Annotated in this window: 13 protein-coding genes; 12 read left to right on the top strand and 1 reads right to left on the bottom strand. The window is 50.8% G+C overall.

All coding sequences use genetic code 11. The annotated features are described in order from the left end of the window. Positions 1–2: 2 nt before the first annotated feature. Genes OH31_RS01535 through OH31_RS01510 form a run of 6 tightly spaced genes read left to right on the top strand, consistent with a single transcriptional unit; the run spans position 3 to position 4,625 of the window. Positions 3–626, top strand: a complete 624-nt coding sequence (locus tag OH31_RS01535) for a hypothetical protein (RefSeq protein ID WP_242402166.1) — start codon at positions 3–5, stop codon at positions 624–626. Then, entirely contained in the window at positions 616–1,254 is a 639-nt protein-coding gene (locus tag OH31_RS01530) for a hypothetical protein (protein WP_024929360.1), read from the top strand. The genes OH31_RS01535 and OH31_RS01530 overlap by 11 nt, the downstream gene beginning before the upstream one ends. Before the next feature lie 11 nt (positions 1,255–1,265). After that, positions 1,266–3,263 (top strand): secretin N-terminal domain-containing protein, encoded by a 1,998-nt coding sequence (locus tag OH31_RS01525; RefSeq protein ID WP_242402165.1) that lies wholly within the window; start codon positions 1,266–1,268, stop codon positions 3,261–3,263. Next, positions 3,263–3,760 (top strand): type II secretion system protein, encoded by a 498-nt coding sequence (locus OH31_RS01520; RefSeq protein ID WP_024929358.1) that lies wholly within the window; start codon positions 3,263–3,265, stop codon positions 3,758–3,760. Before OH31_RS01525 ends, OH31_RS01520 begins: the two co-directional genes overlap by 1 nt. Continuing rightward, positions 3,747–4,127, top strand: a complete 381-nt coding sequence (locus OH31_RS01515; protein WP_024929357.1) for a type II secretion system protein — start codon at positions 3,747–3,749, stop codon at positions 4,125–4,127. Before OH31_RS01520 ends, OH31_RS01515 begins: the two co-directional genes overlap by 14 nt. 9 nt (positions 4,128–4,136) lie before the next feature. Continuing rightward, positions 4,137–4,625, top strand: coding sequence for a type II secretion system protein (locus OH31_RS01510; protein WP_024929356.1), 489 nt, complete (start codon positions 4,137–4,139; stop codon positions 4,623–4,625). A gap of 6 nt (positions 4,626–4,631) precedes the next feature. Here the strand turns inward: OH31_RS01510 and OH31_RS14305 are convergent, their stop codons facing one another. Then, positions 4,632–5,321 carry a lytic transglycosylase domain-containing protein gene (locus tag OH31_RS14305; protein WP_242402164.1) on the bottom strand — a complete coding sequence of 230 codons (690 nt, stop codon included), beginning with the start codon at positions 5,319–5,321 and terminating at the stop codon, positions 4,632–4,634. Between OH31_RS14305 and OH31_RS15230 the strand changes: the two genes are divergently transcribed. The 6 genes from OH31_RS15230 to OH31_RS01480 all read left to right on the top strand — a co-directional run bounded on the left by OH31_RS15230 (position 5,320) and on the right by OH31_RS01480 (position 20,849). Then, a complete protein-coding gene (locus OH31_RS15230) occupies positions 5,320–5,457 on the top strand; it encodes a hypothetical protein (RefSeq protein WP_242402163.1) in 138 nt (45 codons plus the stop codon). The two genes, OH31_RS14305 and OH31_RS15230, sit on opposite strands and share 2 nt — an antisense overlap. 133 nt (positions 5,458–5,590) lie before the next feature. Then, complete coding sequence (epsA, locus tag OH31_RS01500; RefSeq protein ID WP_235273092.1) at positions 5,591–6,424, top strand: XrtB/PEP-CTERM-associated transcriptional regulator EpsA; 834 nt, start codon at positions 5,591–5,593, stop codon at positions 6,422–6,424. 279 nt (positions 6,425–6,703) lie between these two features. After that, positions 6,704–7,468, top strand: a complete 765-nt coding sequence (locus OH31_RS01495; RefSeq protein WP_024929354.1) for a PEP-CTERM sorting domain-containing protein — start codon at positions 6,704–6,706, stop codon at positions 7,466–7,468. Positions 7,469–7,536: 68 nt separating this feature from the next. Further along, positions 7,537–9,006, top strand: coding sequence for a hypothetical protein (locus tag OH31_RS01490; RefSeq protein WP_242402162.1), 1,470 nt, complete (start codon positions 7,537–7,539; stop codon positions 9,004–9,006). A gap of 236 nt (positions 9,007–9,242) precedes the next feature. Continuing rightward, positions 9,243–10,841 carry a ShlB/FhaC/HecB family hemolysin secretion/activation protein gene (locus OH31_RS01485; protein WP_024929352.1) on the top strand — a complete coding sequence of 533 codons (1,599 nt, stop codon included), beginning with the start codon at positions 9,243–9,245 and terminating at the stop codon, positions 10,839–10,841. A 27-nt stretch (positions 10,842–10,868) separates the two neighbouring features. Then, a complete protein-coding gene (locus OH31_RS01480) occupies positions 10,869–20,849 on the top strand; it encodes a filamentous haemagglutinin family protein (RefSeq protein WP_024929351.1) in 9,981 nt (3,326 codons plus the stop codon). The last annotated feature ends 24 nt before the right edge of the window (positions 20,850–20,873 follow it).

Genomic DNA, 20,873 nt, shown 5'->3' with positions numbered 1-20,873 from the left:
CCATGACCGTGATATGGCTGCTGCGCCGTTGTGCCTGGTATTTAGGCTGGGTGCCCATGGTGTCGTCTGTGGCATTGCTGGTGATGTGGCTAGTCTTGTCGCAGCAGCAATCTGGTCAGCTGGCACAGCTGGGTGCACTGGAACAGGAGATTCGGCAGCTGGCAGTTCGGCCTGTGCATCAAGACCGGGTGACGCCAGCCAAGCCTGAAAAAACATTGGCAATCGATGTTAAAACGGCGCCAGACGAGCCAGTGGAGTTGGCGGCACTTTGGCGGCAATTGCCTGCATTTGCTGACTTGTCTCCGCGCATGATGCATATCGCCAGCTTGGCGCAAAAGCGGCAGATTGCATTGAATGTGGGGGATTACCAATGGCAGGCACATCAAGCTACTAGCGCAACCCAGGCTAGCAGCGCGACACAAGACATTCAGCAGTTTGATATGCGCTTTACGATACAGGCGGACTACGCGACCTGCCGCCAATTTATGATGGATGTGTTGAAACAATATCCGTCGATGGCGTTGACCGGGCTGGAGTTACGTAAAAATGAAACGGTACAGCCAGTCGTCGATGCCACGCTGACATTCTCGGTGTTTATCCGTGGAGGGCGTGCACATGGCGCTTGAGTCTAAAGCGGCACCACAGCCTTTGTTATGGCTGGCCTTGCTGCTCACGCTAGGCTTGGTCTACTGGCAGTGGTCGCAAGAAGAAACGGCTGATGTGACGGTGGTAGCTGCAAATACGAATGGCGCACGATCTGCGTCAGAAACGCCAGCAAACCCTGTACCACAAGCGCCAGTCAGCCAGACGTTGGCGCCGCCGGTGGTCACATCATCGTCCATTAGCCCATTAGCATCTACGCCCGACAATACGTACTTCACGAGACAACTGCCAGCCGCAAAACTGAGTCATGCCTTGTTTGCTGCGCATGAATGGTTACCGCCACCGCCAAAGCCACAACCGCCACCGCCGCCCGAGGTGCCACCCTTGCCTTATACCTATGTTGGCAGCATGCAGGATGTGCCGGGTGGCGATACAGTGATTTTAATGCAGCAGAAAAAGATGTTGTTACCGAAGCTGGGAAGCAATATCAATGCGCAATGGCGTCTGGACCGGGAGGATGCGCAGTCTGTTTATTTCACTTATGTACCACTCAATAAAGTGGTGGTGTTGAGTAAAACGAAAACAACGTCAGGTGCTGGCCAACGTCAGGCGCTCACCGATAATAATCAAGATGAAATGTTAAACCAATGAATGTCTTTAACTTGAGATCCTCTTTACAGACGGCGATGCCGCGCTTTGTGGCGATTAGCTTGTCGGCATGGGTGTTGTCTTCTTGCGGACTGTTCCCACCCAAGCTGACCGCTACCACCCCAGAAGGTAAAGTGCATGAGCTGGCACAGCAAGTGGCCGAACATCCATCTGATGCCGTGCTGCGTAATCGCTGGTTCCGCGAGCGTGAGCAGGCAATTAATGCGCTGTCTGCCGAGGCAGAAGCCGCCGATGCCAGAGGGGATATTACGACGGCCAAGCAGGTATATGCACGTATTCTGACCCTGGATCCGCACCATATTAAAGCATTGGCCTATGAGAATGCCAGTGCGCGTGAAATCGCCTTGCGCAAGCAGCTCGAAGCCGTCAAGCAGCATATGGATAATCCTAAGCAGGCCTTAAAAGAGGTGCGCGATATATTGCTGGAACAGCCGACCAATGCCGAAGCACAGGCGCTGGAAAAACAGCTGATTGCGATGGAGCCGCGTGCGCGTGCGGCCTTGCCACAATTGCAAACCGGACTCAGCAAGCCAGTGACGCTGGAGCTACGCGATGCCAATATCAAGGTGGTATTTGAGGCCTTGTCCCGTGCCACCGGCGTGAACTTTGTATTGGATAAAGACATCAAGCCGGAAACCAAGGCCTCGGTATTCGTCAAAAAAATGCCGATTGAAGAGGCCATAGACATGGTGCTGGCCAGCAACGGTTTGCAGAAAAAAGTGTTATCGCCGACCAGTATGCTGGTTTATCCGGCCACGCAGCAAAAGAACAAAGATTATCAGGATTTACTCATCCGCAATTTTTACTTTGCCAACACCAGCGCCAAGCAATGCGCCGATATGTTGCGCACCATTTTGAAGGTCCGTGATGTCTATGTGGATGAGCGTTTGAACATGCTGGTACTCAGGGATAGACCGGAAGTGCTGGCGCTGGCGGAAAAAATGATCAAGGCACAGGATATTGCCGACCCGGAAGTGATGCTGGAAATAGAGGTGATGGAAATCACGCGCGGCAAAATGAACCAGTTGGGCATCGTTTATCCTTCGTCACTCACCGTTCTCGACAGTCAATTGACGCTGGAAGCGCTCAAGCGTATCAAGTCTTCTGATATCGGTGTCAGCCCTAACCCCAGTCTGCAATTCAAGACCACAGACAGTGATCTGAACCTGTTGTCCAACCCGCGTATCCGCGTTAAAAATAACGAGAAAGCCAAAGTGCTGGTGGGTAACAAGGTGCCGGTGATTACTACCAATACCACTGCGAATGTAGGGACGTCCGAGAGCGTATCTTATGTTGATGTTGGCCTCAAACTAGAGGTTGAACCACGGGTGATGCTGGACGATTTTGTCAGTATTAAAATTAACCTGGAAGTGAGTTCACTGGGCGAAGCGATTACGCTGAGCAATAACTCCAAGGTCTATAACATCGGTACCCGCAACGCGACTACCATGCTGCGCCTGAAGCACGGGGAAACCCAGATTCTGGCGGGTCTGATTCAGGATTCAGAGCGTAAGAATGCCGACAAATTGCCGGGCTTGGGTGAAATCCCGATTTTGGGCCGCTTGTTCTCACGTCATATTGACGAGAAAAATAAAACTGAAATTGTGCTGGCGATTACGCCAAAAGTGATCAGCAATGTGACTTTGCCGGAGGCGACCTTCTCTGAGTACTGGAGTGGTACTGATACCGTGATTTCTGACAAACCCTTGTTAAACAGTACGCCGAGCAATGCACCGGCGCGTGGCCAGCAGGCACGTGAACAGCAGTTGCAACGTCAGCGCGAGTTGAATGATGCCACAGATGTGCCAGTCAATGACACGCCTGAATCCGCACCGGCGCCTGAACCTGCTGCATTACCTGCGCCAGATGCGCAACCGGCCAATACTGAGTCTATGCAGCCTGCGCCAGCCATGCCGGGCTTGTCTAATAACGTCAATGGTATTTCCGAGCAGGGCACGACCACCTTACCGGCACCCAAGGTCATTCCTTGATGGTCTATATAGTGAAACGCACGGCCGGATTTACCTTGATTGAACTGATGGTGTCGCTGGCGATTATCGCCATCATGGCCAGTGTGGCCACGCCCATGATACAACTGACGGTGCAGCGGCAAAAAGAGCAGCAATTACGTGAGCATTTGCGCGAGATGCGGCGCGCGATTGATGCCTACAAAAAGGCCGCCGATGAGGGCAGGGTGAAAAAGAGTGCCGATGCCAGTGGTTATCCACCCAATTTGCAGGTGTTGGTAGATGGCGTGGAAGATGCCAAAAGTCCCAAGCATGAACGTTTGCGTTTTTTACGGCGTATCCCGACAGACCCCATGCTGAATGGCCAGGCGAACAAGGGATTGACGCAGTCCGTCAGCCAATGGGGACTGCGCAGTTATGATAGCCCGCCGGAGCAGCCACGTTATAGCCAGGATGTCTACGATGTGTATTCATTAAGCACGCAGGCCGGTATCAATGGAGTCGCTTATGCGCAATGGTAAGCAACGCGGTTTTACGCTGGTAGAACTGCTGGTGGTGTTGTCGATTCTAGCCTTGCTGTTATCGCTGGCGGTGCCGCGTTATTTTTATGGCGTACAGCGTGCCAAGGAACAGGCCCTCAAGCAGCAACTGGCAACTACCCGCAAAGCGCTGGACGAATATTATGCCGATCAGGGCCAGTATCCAGACACCTTGCAGGAGTTGGTCGACAAACACTATCTCGACAAATTACCCTGGGACCCGATTGCCGAGCGTAATGATGTCTGGGTGATTACGCCGCCGGAGTTGCCTGTGGTAGGTGCGGTGTATACCTTGCACAGCAGTGCAGTCGGGCAGGCTGCCGATGGCTCTGCCTATACCGACTGGTAAACGACGGGTATGTTCAGGCAATATGGATTTTCTTACATAGGCGTGATGGTGACGCTGGTGATTGCGGCTATAGGCATGCAGGGGGCGGCGGTCATATGGCAGCAGCAATCCCAGCGCAGCCATGAGGCTCAATTGCTGGAGACCGGTGAAGCCTACCGGCTGGCCATTGGGCGCTATTATGAGTCTACACCGCAGCCGGTCAAGCAATACCCGATACGCTTGGATGAGTTGATAGAAGACAAACGCTTTCCGGTGCCCAAGCGGCATTTACGCAAATTGTATGCAGACCCGTTTGCGGTCAAACAGGGTATGACCCTAGTTATCAGGGATGGCCGTATTGTTGGCGTGCACAGCCAGTCGCTGTTGGCTCCCATACGCAGCAGTGGCTATCAGGAATCTCAATCAGGCTTTCATGGCGCCAAGCATTATCGCGAGTGGTTGTTTGTGTATGAGCCTAATACCCTGGCTGACCTGGAGCAGGCCTGGGTAAATCGTTAGAGCGGATCAGTTACTGAGCTGGCTGGCGTAACCTGGTGGTGCGAGTCGGGTTTTAAACGCCTGATAGTAGCCAAGCACCTTGGGAATATATTGCCTGGTTTCGGCAAAAGGCGGCACGGCGTGCTGGTGGGTTTTTACCGCTTGTGGCCCGGCATTATAAGCGGCTAGTGCCAGCGGAACATTGCCTTCAAACATATCCAGCATGCGTCTTAAATAATGCGAACCCCATAATATTTGCTGCGGCACCGACCATTGTTTGACAGGAATGGCGGTCATGGTTTGTGCCGTGGCTGGTAGCACTTGCATCAGGCCGTAAGCGCCTTTACGTGACAGCGCTTTGGGGTTGTAGCCGGATTCGGTGGCAATCACGGCATGGATCAGCGCCGGATCTATCTGCGTCGCCTCAGCTGCGGCTTGCACCTCGGCTTGATAAGGGACTGCACCGCTTTTCCATTTGGACGGCTGGCTGGCGGGGGATGGCGCGAAAGGCTCGTTTTCTGTCTCCGACGCGTCAATATTACTGATCACTAACTCCATGTCGCTGGAGTTATCCAGCAGGATATGCTCGGCTAATGTCTGCGTCGTTGAGACTGAGCCAACAGGGAGCGCCTCCGCATGCGCTACGCCACACACGATCAAAATCGCCAGCAACGATGCCAGTCTGATTTGACGCAAGCGGGAAGCGGACGCATTCATGATAAGACTGATTGTGCCACAACCATGTGACACGGCAAAGACAATCGGTCCTGCGCTGTCAGGCATGCTTTACCTGGTCATTCATGTGATTGTCATGTGGGTACAGAGCTGTGCCAATAAAACCGGCCGTTGGTAAAGTGCCGATTTCCCTTTCTAGTCATGCCGCTAATCCGCTGTCATCAATTTATCAATCAACTGACACGTGCCAATCATTTTTCTGTCACAAATTCTGAGCAAACTTGCTGCATTTATATAAATGTGGTTAACACATGGATACAACAATAACAGGGATGGATCAGGCCAGCGACCAGTGGACGTTGGCACTGAATGAAGAGCAACGCGCGCTATTTATGGAGGTGATTGAGGAGTCGTTGCGTCTGCAGCATCGCTCACACCTTTTTAACTGGCTACAGCGAGGGTTTCAGTGTTTGTTGGCGCATGAGGTGGTGATTATTGGTGTGCGTAGCTTGGAGCGTGCCAGTTATGACTATGAGTATCTGACCTCCAGCCGCTATTTTGGCGACACCCAGTTTGACCAGGTGCTCAACGATGAAGATGGCCTGGTCAGCGAAGCCTTTACGCGCTGGAGCAAGCTGGGTATGCCGGTGTTTTACCATACTGAGCTCGCCGCGCAGCAATATAACCATTATGCCGTTGAGCATGTCGATGCTGAGCGCATGTTGTCGTCTGAGCTGAAGCGCTTTGTCGTGCATGGCTTTGGCAACGAGCACAGCCGCATTGCCACCATGGTCATGTTTGGCCGTTTAAGCTCACCGGCCAATGCGCAAACTGCCCATTTGCTCGAGTTGCTGATGCCGCACCTGCATTGCGCGATCGTTAAAGTCACTGCCAATAAATGTCCTTCCGTGTTATCCACCACCGCGCGCAATGGCCGTATCAAGCCTTTAAGCAAGCGGGAGCTGGAAGTGCTGGAATGGCTGCAAGCGGGCAAAACCAACTGGGAGATTGGCAACATCATGCAAGTCAGCCCGCTCACCATTAAAAACCACGTGCAAAATATCCTGCGCAAACTGGATGTAGAGAATCGCGGTCAGGCGGCCAGTAAAGCACTCAAATTGGGCCTGATTACCCGCAAGCAATAAAGATTACCCACCGCATTTTTAGCGCTTTCATGCAATGACTCAAACTAGTCCGAACGGACTAGTTTTTACTTTAAGCCTGTCATGTTGAGTTTCTAAACTACTTAGGATTTTTATGCGGCTATTTTGCGCGGCCAGACTAGTCCACATGGACTAGGTTTACAAAGTAAGGCTGTCATGTAGCGACTGCATAATTTTTTGGGATGAGTTTCATCGTATTCGCTCAGGTATTAGTAGTTTGCTCTTTCTATTCGGTTTGCTCAAAAAATTAAGGAGAAGTTTATGAAATTTCAAGTAAAAGCATTGGTTGCTGTATTGGCTTTAACAGTGTCTGGCGTTGCTAGCGCGACAAGCGTTCCAGCAAGTGGTAATGGTTCTTTGTTCTTGACCATTTTTGATCGTTCTACCAGCACGGCTTTGGTGATTGATACTGGTTCTTTCTACAGCACTTTGAATGAAATCGGTACTGATGTTGCTGATTCAGGTTTTGATGGCGCAAGCGCGACATTGACATTTGACCTGAGCTCAAACTTAGCTTTCCAGTCATTCATTGGCGGTGCCAACCTGAGCACGACTTACTACAACGTGTTTGCTGGTGACACCTTGGGCGCTGGCGCTGCTGCTGGTGCTCGTGGCATGATTTCTTCATACGACAAGACTCTTTTCGATCCTACCAATGATCAGGCGCTTGCCATTTCCAAGTCACCACTGATTACTGCAGTTGGTAACTTCAACCAAATTGTTTACCAAAACAACGACCCATTCACATATTTTGCGAATGATAACAACGCTTTCCAAGGCCCAACATCTATCGCTTTGGTGGGCAGTGAAATGAGTCTGTACCAAACCGTGCAAAAAGCAACTAACGGTGCTGGCACTAACTTCCTCTATGACAACACCAAAGTAACATTCTCTCAAGCTGGTTTGTTGACTATCTCTTCTGTAGTAGTTGCTACTCCAGTACCAGAACCAGAAAACTTTGCTTTGCTGGCGTTGGGTATGGGTGTTGTAGCTGCTGCTGCACGTCGTCGTAAATCTGCAAAATAATTAAAAAGAGGCTCTTTGGGGCCTCTCTGCTCTTTCACGCTATTTGATGCAGCAAATTTAAGGGAACTATGATGAAAATCAAACAAATCGCATTTGCACTGGCAGCATTGTCTGTGAGTACATTTGCTTCAGCAGGTGTTACACCGGCTCAAATTGAAACTGCTCGTGGTGCTGGTACTTTGGATCAGGCCTGGGTTGCTGGTGCTTCTGCACCAACCAAATCCATCTATGAAGGCTGGGTAAAGGGTTGCCAGGCTGGTACAGGTTCTATTTTTACATCTCAAGCCACTTCAAGCACAGCTGTTACACCAGGTTCACTGGGTAACTTCTTTGCTTATGCTTGTGTGCGTGGTACACGTACTTCTGTGTTGTATCACACTGTAGACGGCGGTTCATTGAATGCCTATACACCATTCACTAACGGTACCAAATTGGCTCGTGTTTCTTACGTAGGCAATGCTTCCTGTACTAAACTGGCAACTGGTTACGCTGACGCTACTAACACTGCCAATAACGCTGATGTATACAAAGGCTGCGCACAATCAGGTGCTGCGGTTGCTCTGGATGCAAACGGTGTACAAACAGCTGCAAACAACGCTGTTAACGCCGCAGCATTAACTGCTAACCCATTGGCACCACAACAAATCGTTGGTGGTTTCTCTGATGTTGAGCCAGCCTTGTTCTCTGCTACTATCGGTGGCGGTAATGTTTCCAGCTTCGGTACGGTTAGCAATGCGTTCCTGGGCCAGGCGTTTGGTGTTGCTGTGTCTACACCGCTGTACCGCAAACTGCAAGAAGTGCAAGGTATCTCTGAGTCAGGTACAAGCTATGCAGCAGCATTGGCACCATCTCTGACTAAAGGTCAAATCGCTTCTATCCTGGCTGAAGGTGGTGCTGTACAGACTGCTGAATCCTGGTTGCCTATTATCGGTGACGACAATGGCGAAAAAGTGATTATCCAACGCCGTGTAGATACATCCGGTTCACAAGCTTCTTCAAATGCTTTCTTCCTGGGTAACCCATGCCTGGGCGGTAGCCAACTGTTACCAGCAAACGCTTCTACTGGTAACTACCAAGTGGTATTGAACTCCGGTTCAGGTAACGTAAAAACCAACATCACAACAGCGTCTAACGCTGCTGCTGGTTCACGTTATGCCATCGGTGTATTGTCCCTGGAAAATGATCCAACGGTAGAAAATGCAGCTAACAGCGGCTATCGCTACATCAAAGTTGATGGTTCACACCCAGAAACTGGTGATGCTGCAAATGCACGTGCAGCTGCAGCTGCTGGTACTTATCCATTCCATATGGAAATGAAAGCATTCGTGGCTAACACAGCACCAGCTGGCTTCCAGAGAAACATTGTTGGTACTATCGTTAACGCTTTGAAAAACCCATCAGCGGCTGCTTGTGCAACATTGCCACGTGGTTTGACATTGAACCCAGACGGTGGCAACACAACTTGTGAAGCAGGCGTTGTAAAAGCCAAGTTTACAAACTTCGGCAACAACTGCGCACCAGCAGTATTGTATGAATAATAAAAAGTTAAACATCTACGCTTAACAAGGGTAGACACTCCATAAACGCACTCCTCAAAAGGGGGTGCGTTTTTCTTTTGATGGAGGGTGTTTGTGGACTAGTCCGTTTCATGTGCATGACATAAAAGTTTAAGAAAATGCAGGTCTGTTGAAATTGCCAAACGTTTGATTTTACAAAGGTCTTTAACTTGAATTCGAAATCTCCACTGCTATGGATGTCTGTGCTGGCATGTGCTATGTCTCACACCGTCTTTGCTGAAGAACAAGCTGGTTTAGTCATGACGGAGGTTGCGCCTGCAAACACCGCTGCGGATGAACTCACGTTTAATGTGTTTGAATTCCAGGTGGATGGCAACACCGTGTTAAATAGTGCCGCGATTGAACAAACAGTCTATCCCTATATGGGGGAAAAAAAGACCATACAGGATGTTGAGCAGGCGAGGTCTGCACTGGAAAAAGCCTACCAGGAAGCTGGCTATTTAACGGTGTCAGTCAGCATTCCACAGCAAGACGTGGATCAAGGCATTGTGCGTTTGCTGGTGACTGAGGGCAAGGTTGACCGCTTGCAGGTGGTGGATGCCCAGTATCACACATTGAGTGAGATCAAATCGCGCGCACCGCAGTTCGCTGAGGGCTCGGTGCCTCATTTTCCGACTGCACAAAGAGAGCTCGGCACGCTTAACCGCAACCAGAATCGCCAGGTGACGCCAGTACTGCGTCCTGGCAAGTCGCCGGGTACGGTTGAAATCGACTTGCAGGTCAAAGACAAATTGCCTTTACACGCTAACCTGGAATTGAATGACCGCTACTCCCCCAACACCACAGAGCTGCGTCTTAACGCCGGGGTGAAATACGAAAACCTGTTTCAGAAAGACCACAGCCTGGGGCTGAACTTGCAGGTTTCCCCTGAAGACACCAATGAAGTCAAAGTGTTTTCCGGAACCTATGTCATTCCACGCCTGAATGGCGATTACTTTGCTGCGTATGCCGTGGTGTCGGACAGCAATATTGCTGCCGTGGGCGACATCAACGTCATTGGTAAAGGTTATATCCTGGGCGGGAGATACATTCATCCGCTGCCATTGTCCGATGGTTTCTACCATAGCCTGACGTTTGGTATGGACTATAAAGAGTTCAAAGAAACTCTGTTTTTGCCAAGTACCGACCCGGCAGCACCAGGCCCTTTGACCTCGAAAACGCCGATTAGTTATTGGGCAACCTCTGTCGGGTATGACACCAATATCCAGTCAGCCTATGGCCAGACCCAAACCAGCATGGTGCTGAATATGGCCCCCAGGTTGATGGGCAACAGCAACGCTGAGTTTGATCTTAAACGAGATAAAGCCAAAGCCAATTTTTTCTATTTACGTGCAGATGCCAAGCATCTCTATACCTTTACTTCCGGCTGGGCATTGCAAGCCAAGGTGGCGGCACAGTTGGCCAGCGATCCCTTGATTTCGACCGAGCAATTCAGCATCGGCGGTGTGGAATCGGTGCGTGGTTATCTGGAGTCTAGCCGTTTGGGAGATAGCGGTATTTCCGGTTCTGTTGAGTTACGGACCCCGCCACTGGCGAGGGCATTCAAGCAATCCCCGTTTGCGGACTATATCAAGGAAATGTACGCCTATACCTTTATAGATGCCGGCCGTGTGCAGGTGAAGAATGCGGCGGGGCTGGAGCCTTTTTATGAGTTGTATTCTGCCGGCCTGGGTTTCAAATTAAAGACCACGGCGGGCTGGTTCTCTTATCTTGATTATGCACAGGCCATGAATGATGCGCCGCAGGTCGAGCATGGAGATTACAGGCTGCACTTCCGTGTTGGCTATGAGTGGTAACCGCGAGCGAGTGAATGGAGTAAAGAAATGAATCAGGGATTGTATAAACTGGTATTTAGCAAAGTTCACCATGCACTGGTGGTGGTTGCTGAAATTGCCTCCTCATGCTCAGGTGACGGGCGCAGTCGTACGCGTCGTACCGCTGCGATCTGGTTGTCTTTAAGCATGCTCCCCGGGCCATGGGCCGTGATGAGCGCCTGGGCTGATATGCCTGCCGGGATCAATATTCGCGATATCGTTAATGATTCTACGCGTGTGATCAGTTCCGATATCAATAACATTACTTTCCAGCAGTTGAAGCCACAGGCGATTGTCAACTATAACCAGTTAGACTTGGGCAAAGGGCAAAACTTCAATGTGAATATGCAGGCTGGCTGGTCTATGCTCAATCGAGTGCATAGTGTAGATCCCAGCATACTGAACGGCAACGTCAATGCAGCAGGCAATATCTATTTTATTAATGCCAATGGCGTGATTATTGGTAAAGACGCCGTTTTCAACGTCGGCTCACTGTTTGCCGGGACCTTGAATATTACCGATGCCCTATTTCAATCCGGCTTTGTGAATGAGGCGGGCTATAACAGTGTGTTTGAGTTGGTGGATACCATTAACCTGACGCCAGATCAGGCCACGAAAGTGAATAATGCCGAGGTTCGCGTAGAAAGCGGTGCGCAGATTAATGCCGCCAGGGGCGGCAAGGTGATGTTGTTTGCGCCTAACGTCAAAGTCGAAAAAGACGCCGTGATCAAAACGCCGGATGGCCAGACCATTCTAGCCGCGGGTAAAAAAATCTATCTCAAAAGCAGCCAGGACCCAGCCGGTATGCTGGTCGAGGTGGCTTCCGGCGGCACCGCCACCAACCTGGGTAAAATTGTGGCTGAGCGCGGCAACATCACCATGATGGGCCTGGCCGTGAATCAGATGGGTACTCTCTCGGCAACCACCTCTGTGCGAGCTAACGGCTCTATCAAGCTGGTTGCGCAGTCTAATGCCACGGTTGTCAATGGAGAGTCTGATCAGCGATACGACGGTATTGTGACTTTAGGTACTGGCAGCGTGACGGAAGTCAAACCTGAAGTGAATGATAAAGAAGAGGTGCTCGCGTCATTAGCATTCAAAACCTCAGATATCAGTATCGCAGGCAGCCTGGTCAATATTGACGGCCTGGTCAGTGCCAAAGGTGGTAACGTCACGGTGAGCAGTGTGTTTGATGCGGCTTCTGTACTTAATAGCCAGGTTGCGCAGCGTATTTACCTGGGTGAGCATGCAACCATAGATGTATCTGGCGTTGATGCGGTGGCGTCGATGTCACGTTTCCAGCTTGAGGTGCAACTGAACTCAGACGCACTGAAAGACAATCCTATTTTGCGTGGCTCTAACCTGTTTGGCAAAAAAGTCTATGTAGATGCCCGCAAAGGCACCGACCTGTTTGACCTGCAGCCGTATATTGATTCGACGCGCATGGCGACGGTGTCTGAAAAGATGACTAATGCCGGTACAGTGACTTTGTCAAACCCGAATGAAATCATCGCCGCAAAAGGCTCAACCATTAATGTTTCAGGTGGTTCAACCACTTACACCGGAGGCTCACTGAAAGAGTCTCAACTTTTGTTTAATGGCAAGCTGGTGCCGATTTCCCAGGCCCAGGTTGGGGTGGCCTATAGCGGGCTGGGTGATAGCAAGACTGTTTACGACGCCAAATGGGGCACGTCAGAAACATTTACCTTGGGTAACCTGAGCTACCAGGTCAAAAGCTTTTTTGAGGGAGGGAATGCCGGCGCAGTCAAGTTGACCACTCCGGTGTCAGGTGGATTTGTACAAAAGCTGGTGTTAGACGGTACCTTGCTGGGTAATACCAAAGTGAGCCAGCAGCAGTTACTTTCACAACATATTCCATTGGGGGCGTCCCTGGAGGCCAGTGCCCGCAATCTTGACCTGGTACGCTCAATACAGCGCCTGCCTAGCAGCTTTGCTTTTGATGATGTCATTGCCGGTGACGATAACTTTGTTTCCAGCATAGGCACCGGTTTTCTGGCGCAGGGGTTTAACCAGATTGATTTTCATGATGTACAAACGTTGAATGTGAATACGGCGCTTAATCTCGATGCTAATGGCTCACTGAGGCTCAGCCGTAGCGGCTTGACCGCTGTAAATATTAACCAAAATATTACGGCCAACGGCGCCGATGTGTATTTGGATGCCGGCCTGACCAAGATTGCAAACAATGTGACAATCTCGACAGCAGGCAATTTCATCAATAACAAGATCGGCATGAAAGGGGCATTAACGCAGCAGACGGCTGAAAGTGCCGGTAGCATTCAGGCGGGTATTATAGAGTTTGGCCAGAATGTGACGCTGGATGCCTCTGCTGGTGCTTATGTTGATCGCAATGGTACTGTGCACACAGGCGCCGCGGGCAATATCGGTTTTACCACTGAAAACCAATTGCCTGCGAACCTGGCCCTGCGCGCGTATGGTTTCGATCATGGCGGTGAGCTGAATATCCAGTTCGGTCAGGGTAATCCAACCAATTTATATATTGGGGTAGATGGTATTGCCACCGATGCGTTGAACTTCAGCCTGAACAACAGCTTTTTCAGCCAGGGTGGTTTTTCCAAATATCATCTGGGTGCGTTTAATGTACACATTGGTGCCGATAATGTAGGCACCACCAGCCTGGTCTATGGCGTGGCACAAACCCTGCAGATGAAGTCAGGATACTCTACTGCCGCCAGTAGCAATAACCTGTTGAGTGTGACGCGTTTAACCACACTGCCTGACTATTTAAGGCAGGCGGTTTCTTTTGATTTTGCCAGCCATCGGGAAGGTGATGTACTAGGTGTGCTCACTGTGCATGAAAATGCCCATATCAAGACAGATGCAGGAGGCAGCGTGCAGCTGTCGGCAGGCAAGCAGGTGAATGTCTTAGGCGATATTACCGCCAAAGGGGGCAATATCACCCTGAGAATCAATGATAACGATCCTACAATGCCTGAAGATGCCAGCCAAATGGTCTTTGTTGGCAGCCACGCGACACTGGATGTGTCAGGCACCAGCTTCCGCTTGCCAAACTCGCGTGCTGGCCTGGAGCAGAATCAAATCGTGAATGCTGGCACCATTACGATAAATAGTGCTGACAACGGACAAAAAGGGGCGGTGGTCATTAAGCAGGGTGCATTGTTAAATGTCTCTGCGACCAATGTTGCGACCAATACGCTGACTAATCGTGGCTATCTTGCCGAAACGCTCTACGGCGATGCCGGTGAGATTAATTTATATGGATATGGCAGCCTGTTGGTCGATGGCACACTCTCCGGCCATGCGCAAGGCACCGGGCGCGGTGGTAGCCTGAATATGCGCTTTGAGTCTGTAGACTATGATGCCAGCAACCCTTATGTCAATGACAGTGGCCGTTTTCATGTCACCAATGATCAGCAATTGCTGACCGCCAATATCCAAGTGGGTGATGCCCTGAAAGATACTACGACGGCCGTGACGACAGCCACCGGGCAATTGCAACGGGCACAAATTTCTGCCGCTCAAATTGAGTCGGGTGGATTTGATAATGTGCGTTTGGGCAGTTTTATCACCAGTGAGGTTGATACGAATAACCGCTTGGTGCTTGCGTCAGACCTGAACTTGTCGGTTGCCGGTAATTTGCGCCTGGATAGTCCGGTGTTGCAAGTGCTGGATAATGGTCATGCACAATTAAGTGCAGGCCATTTACAACTTTATAGCCGCAAAAATGATGTAGACGCGCAAGTATTGGGCGGCAATGGTGAGCTTACCATGAATGCCAACCAGATTTATATTGATGGCTTAGTTGCCACCAGTGGTGTGAACCGCACTAACCTGAATGCCTTACGGGATATCCATGGCCAAGGAGCGAGCACTTATGTGCAGTTTGGCTTGAATGCCACACCGGCAGGATTAACGACCCAAGGTGAACTCAATCTTACCGCCAGGCAAATCTATCCTGATTCTGGTGCGCAGCTGACGTTTGTTGCCGAAGGCGCGAATAGCCAGATTAATGTGCGCTCCAGCGGTTTGGCACCTTCTAATGTGCTCTCCGGTGGCGGCATACTCACTTTGCAGGCCAGCCATATTCAACAAGATGGCGTATTGAAAGCACCGTTTGGCCAGATTCACCTCATAGGCAGCGAAAGTGTCACTTTGGGCGCGGGCAGCCTGACGTCCGTTTCCGGTACTGGCCAGAATATTCCTTTTGGCGTCACCGTGTCTTCTGGGCAGGTATTCAACCCGAGTAACGGCGAAACGCGTGGCCTGATTGACAAGGAAATTTCAATTGAAGCGCCAGATACCAAGTTGAGTGAAGGCGCCACTGTAGACCTGTCAGGCGGTGGCGAGCTGTTTGCTTACGAATGGGTGAGTGGCGGCGTTGGAGGCACCAAGGATATCTTGGCACAACCAAACACATACGCCCTGATTCCGACTATGGCGTCTGATTACTCTGCTACCGATCGTACTTATAGCGGCAGTTCAGCGGGTGTCGATGTTGGTCAGAGTATTTACATTACTGGCGTCGCCGGTATACCAACAGGCACTTATACATTAATGCCTGCCAGATACGCACTGGTACCTGGCGCATTTATTGTACAACGTAGCGATGCTTCTTTAGTTCGCGGCCAGACCGCTGCCATGCAGGATGGCAGTATGTTGACGACTGGTTATATGGCTGATTTGAATACAGGTGCTAAAGACGCGCAGTGGTCCACCTTCCGTGTGATTGACGGCAGTGTGTTGCGACCTGCTGAAGGTGCGGTTTCAAAAGCACCGTCACAATATGTGGTTACCAATGCCAGCACTTATTTTTCTGACCCGTTGCATACCGGTGGCTCAGATGTCAAAAATACACAGGATGCAGGCAAGCTGACCTTGCAGGCACAGCAGTTAGCATTAGAGGGAACTGTGACTGCCCGCAAAATCACGGGTGCAGATGGCCTGATGGTCGATATCAGTGCCAATAATATTCGTGTTGTCAGCCATGTAGATAGCAGCGATCAGAGTAGCCTGCAGTTGCAGGCCAGTCAGTTAAATGCACTCAATGCTGACAGTATTCTGCTTGGAGGGATACGTAGCCAGAACAATAACACCACTAACATCAATACGATTGCCAGCACGGTGAGCATCGAAAACGATGCCAGCCAAGTCTTGCATACGGTGGAATTTATGGCCACTGCACGTGACAGTGTGAATATGGCCTCTGGTGCGCAAATCGATACCGGTGCCCGCAATACCAGTGCTAAAACGGTCAATATCAACACCAGTGGCGATGGCGCATTTTTCGGCGTGTCTTCTGTTAACCAGTTGCAATATACCCGCACGGGGACATCGATAAACGCACAGAGCGGAGCATTGAATATTGCACAAAATGCGCAGATTTCCGCAGGGAATACCCTGGTGATGGATGGCAGCCAGAATGTCAGCTTTGCCGGTAATATTACGTTGGCCGATGGTGCCAGTGCCACATTGGGCTCTAACCGCATCCTGATCGGTGATGCACCCGACGGGGAGTCAGGTTTGCATGTCAATGACCAAACCCTGTCACAACTAGATAATGTGGCTAACCTGACCCTAAATAGTTACAGCACCGTTGATACCTATGGTGATGTGACCTTCGGTAATGACAAATTGAATCTCACAGTGAATGCGGCTGGTATCGCAGGCCATTTGGCAGACGGTGAAACAGCCGCTCCTGCCGGTAGTACCGTGACATTCAATACCAAGACTTTTACCTTGAAAAATACGGTTGATGCAAGTTACGCTGGTGTTGCCGATCCATCAGGTAGGACCTTGCAAATCAATGCTGGGTCTGTACGACTGGAAGGCGATCCATCCGGTGTGCTTGAAAACAATGCGATTGCCAGCGTTGATAAAAATACCATAGGCGGGTTTGATGGTGTACAGATCAATGCCAAGACATTAACCGTGGCAGAACGTGGCGCGCTTGATTTGCAAGTGAACCAAACGCAGCTGAATGTAGGCAGAATCACTACTGAGAGTTCGGCCAGCTATACCGTGGCCACAGCTGGTACATTGACCACTACGCAAGGCGATACGACGGGTCTCGCCGCTAATACCAATATTGGCGGGTCGCTGACCTTGCAAGCCGATCAACTGAATGTGAACAGTCGTATTGAGGCTTTGTCTGGCCAGATCAATCTGCAAGGGGGCAGCCAGTTACAGTTAGGCAGCCAGGCGGTAGTGGTAGCATCGTCATCCAGCAAAACCTATGCGGATAAAACCACCTATATAGACGCAGGTAAAGTGCAACTGGGCAGCGGCGGTAATATTGTCGTCGATAGCGGGGCCGTGGTGAATGTCAGCGCACAAGGTGATGCGGATGCAGGCAAAGTCAGCTTGTCAGCGACATCGGGCAATATCCAGTTGCACGGGCAGTTAGATGGCCGTGCGCTGGGCACCGGGCAGGGGGGGGCATTGGAGGTGGATGCCGGGGCACTACCCTCTATTGTTGCCGTTGATCAGCAGGCACAAGGATTTAGTCAAAGCCGTAGCTATCGTGTGCGTACCGGTGATGTCAATATTGATGGCACTGGCGCACAAGCACTCACAGCCAAGCAAATTACGGTGACGGCAGACCAGGGCGCTATTAATGTGTCTGGCACAGTGAATGCCAACAGTGACAAGCAGGGCAGTATTGGCTTGTATGCTGCGGGCGACTTAACGTTGGAAAGCACTGCGCAACTGACTGCAAACTCTTCTACAGCGGGTGCAGAGGGCGGCAAGGTGGCGTTAGCGACCAGTAATGGGGCGCTCAACCTGAATCAAGGGTCTACCATACAAGTCGCTGGCGGTAGCAATGGTGCTGGAGGCACTGTGAACTTGCGTGCACCTCGTACAGGTGCCGGCTCAGGCACGGGTGTGGCGGTAAATAGTCTGGATACGACCATTACCGGTGCACAGTCTGTGGTGCTGGAAGCATTCAGAGTCTTCAATAATGTGACGACATTGACTACAGGTAGTGGCAATGGCGCTACTTTGGGCTATACCACTCTGGCAAACGACGTCAGCAGTTTTATGGGCAACCAGGCCAGCATTCTGGCCAGCCTTGGAAAAACGGGGGATAGCAGTTTCCATCTGCGCGCCGGTCAGGAAATTCGTTCTAACGGTAATTTGACGGTCAGTACTGACTGGAACCTATACTCGGACACACGTACTGGTAATGAGCCTGGCGTACTTACTTTACGTGCTGCCAACAATCTTAATCTGAACGGTTCGCTCAGTGACGGCTTTGCCAGTGCGGCGACCACTGCAACCATTGGTACGGGTAACTCCTGGAGCTACCGTTTGGTGGCAGGTGCCGATATGACATCGGCCAATGTGATGAATACCACGCCATCTACCATCGGTGTTGATGGTAATAGTGAGTCAGGTAATTTGACGCTGGCCAGTAACAAGCTGGTGAGAACTGGCACTGGTGATATTGAGATCGCCACCGGTGGCGATCTCGTGATGGGCAATGCGAGCTCTGTGATTTACACAGCTGGGGTTGAAGCGGCTGCGTTGCCCGGTTTCACGCCGCCAGTTGTCGCACAACGTCCGTTGTACCTCGACAATGGGGGAGATATTACGCTGAATGTACGCGGGAATATCAATGGCTCAGAAAATGATAGCCATCAGGTAATTAATCAGTGGTTGTTCCGTCAGGCAGGCAACACTCAATTGAAAGATGCCTCCTGGTGGATACGCAATGATCAATTCAAGCAAAGCCTGGGTGCACTGGGCGGTGGTAATGTGACCATCAACGCAGGCGGTAACATTGCAAACTTCTCAGCTTCTGTGCCCACTTCTGCCCGTTACGACAATTTTGGTGATGGCGCTACAGGCAATAGTGTGGTGAATGGCGGCGGCGATTTGCACATCACGGCAGGGGGGGATTTATATAGCGGTGTCTACTTTATTGGCAAGGGTGAGGGGACAATCAAGGTTGGAGGCAGTATTACTGCGCAGGCAGATAAACTCTATGGCACTGTGCTGGCGATGATGGATGGCAAGTTTGATGTGAGTGCGGGTAAAGATGTGCGCATTGAAGCGACTTTAAATCCAACCTTGATGCCGCAGTCGACGACCAACTCGCCCAACGGTGACAGTACTCTCCATAGTAGCTACTTTAATACTTACAGTGAATCCGCTGCTGTGAGCCTGAATGCACTCACTGGTGATATTACCTATGCGACTCAATTAGACAGTTTGTTAACCAGCTCTGCTGGTTTACGTAGTGTCTATGGGGGCATCAGGTTGAATCCTGGTACCGTATCAATGGCTGCGCATAACGGTAGTATCACGTTGGATAAGGCATATCTGGTGCCCGCTAGCCAGGGCAATGTGTCATTGCTGGCTGACAAAAGCATACAGATTGATCGGTTGATGATGTCTGATGCCAATCTCACCGACCTGCCAACGGTCAATACCCCGATGAGGTCTTCGGACTTTAATGACGACACCACCAAGTTGCTGGCTAATGATTTGCCATATTTTAATAATCACGCCAACAGTCTGTTACATGCGAACGATTTGCAATCTGCATTCATTGTGACTAAGTCAGGGGATATTAGCAGTTATGACAGCTTGGTCCCTGGTTTGATCTACTTGCCAAAAGCGACCCAGATTCTCGCTGGCCAAGATGTGACTCGTTTGAATATTGCACTACAAAATAACCGTAGCAGTGATATCAGTGTGATTGCCGCTGGCCGTGATGTGAATACCAAAAATGTGGTGATTGCGGGGCCTGGTGAGTTACTGGTACAAGCTGGTAGAAATGTGGACCTGGTTTACAATGATGTGAGCACCATCCAGGCGGTCGGCAGCACGGGCACCAGCAATGGCGACTTTGAGTTTACCCCAGCTTACCGTGCCAATACCTTGCTGCCGACAACAGGGTCGTCTATCAGCCTGTTAGCGGGGGTAGGGGCGGGTGGCAAAGTGCAAGACTACATTGATCGCTATATCGCACCTGCAGGCGCAGGGCCAGAAGTGATTGAGGATGATGCTAGCGCCTTGGCAACTTATAAAGAAAAAACGGCAGCGTATTTGCTGGCGTTTATGAAGAAACTCACTGGTAATAATGACTTGACGCAAGCGCAGGCTTACATGCAGTTTAATGCGCAGTCTACAGCGATAAAAACTGTGTTCGTGAATCGCCACCTGACGACCGAGTTAATTAACTCAGCTCAAAACTTCGCCAAGACAGATAGTCATCAGCGTGGTTATGATGCCCTGAATACCTTGTATCCGACTAAGTTTGCCGGGGATATTTTGCTGTTCAACTCCAAAATTTCAACCAATAGTGGTGGCAGTATTGACCTGATCGCGCCTGGCGGATTGATTAATGTGGGTGTGCCAGGACAGGGTGGTGACGATATCGGTATCATTACGGAAAAGGGTGGTGAGATACGAGCGATTGCCAATGGTGATTTCTCGGTGAACCAGTCCAAGGTAATTACGCAGTTTGGTAGCGACATTGCCATCTGGTCAACGAACGGTACGATTGATGCAGGTCGCGGCTCTAAAACAGCGACCTCGGTACCTGAGCGTATTGTGCAGACCGATGTGTATGGTAATACGCGGGTAGAAGTGCGTGGGGTCGCCGCTGGCAGTGGTATTCGTGCCCAGACTTATGACCCGGATGGTCCGAATGGTCCAGAGAAGGCCCCGACACAAGGCAATGTCTATCTGACAGCGCCGATTGTCGATGCGGGTGAGGCAGGTATTCAAGGCATCATTCAAATTGTTTCGCCAGTGGTGCTGAATGCTGGCAATATCCAGGCTGGTAGTGGTTCAACAGGCATTCCGGTTGCCGCCACCACAGCCATTGCAGGGATTGGTACAACCACTAACCCGGATAGCGTGAATGCAGCGAGCCAGGCGGTTGCCCAAAATGTTGCCAACTCGGCAGCTAGCAGTGCGCTGGTCAAACCAGTGCTGCCGTCCATTATTTCTGTCGATGTGATTGGTTTTGGTCGATAGTTCTCAATGCTATCAATCGCTTTT

The sequence above is a fragment of the Methylophilus sp. OH31 genome, from assembly GCF_000576615.1.
In the GTDB taxonomy this organism is placed as follows: domain Bacteria; phylum Pseudomonadota; class Gammaproteobacteria; order Burkholderiales; family Methylophilaceae; genus Methylophilus.
The sequence above is the reverse complement of the archived record's forward strand: the minus strand, read 5'-3'. Positions and strand labels throughout refer to the sequence as shown.

What these genes read in the sequence shown, in the direction of transcription:
- OH31_RS01535 (WP_242402166.1), top strand. Translation starts at nt 3, where the DNA reads ATGACCGTGATATGGCTGCTGCGCCGTTGTGCCTGGTATTTAGGCTGG.
- OH31_RS01515 (WP_024929357.1), top strand. Translation starts at nt 3,747, where the DNA reads ATGCGCAATGGTAAGCAACGCGGTTTTACGCTGGTAGAACTGCTGGTG.
- OH31_RS15230 (WP_242402163.1), top strand. Translation starts at nt 5,320, where the DNA reads ATGATAAGACTGATTGTGCCACAACCATGTGACACGGCAAAGACAATC.
- OH31_RS01495 (WP_024929354.1), top strand. Translation starts at nt 6,704, where the DNA reads ATGAAATTTCAAGTAAAAGCATTGGTTGCTGTATTGGCTTTAACAGTG.
- OH31_RS01490 (WP_242402162.1), top strand. Translation starts at nt 7,537, where the DNA reads ATGATGAAAATCAAACAAATCGCATTTGCACTGGCAGCATTGTCTGTG.
- OH31_RS01480 (WP_024929351.1), top strand. Translation starts at nt 10,869, where the DNA reads ATGAATCAGGGATTGTATAAACTGGTATTTAGCAAAGTTCACCATGCA.
- OH31_RS01510 (WP_024929356.1), top strand. Translation starts at nt 4,137, where the DNA reads ATGTTCAGGCAATATGGATTTTCTTACATAGGCGTGATGGTGACGCTG.
- epsA (WP_235273092.1), top strand. Translation starts at nt 5,591, where the DNA reads ATGGATACAACAATAACAGGGATGGATCAGGCCAGCGACCAGTGGACG.
- OH31_RS14305 (WP_242402164.1), bottom strand. Translation starts at nt 5,321, where the DNA reads ATGAATGCGTCCGCTTCCCGCTTGCGTCAAATCAGACTGGCATCGTTG.
- OH31_RS01530 (WP_024929360.1), top strand. Translation starts at nt 616, where the DNA reads ATGGCGCTTGAGTCTAAAGCGGCACCACAGCCTTTGTTATGGCTGGCC.
- OH31_RS01520 (WP_024929358.1), top strand. Translation starts at nt 3,263, where the DNA reads ATGGTCTATATAGTGAAACGCACGGCCGGATTTACCTTGATTGAACTG.
- OH31_RS01485 (WP_024929352.1), top strand. Translation starts at nt 9,243, where the DNA reads ATGTCTCACACCGTCTTTGCTGAAGAACAAGCTGGTTTAGTCATGACG.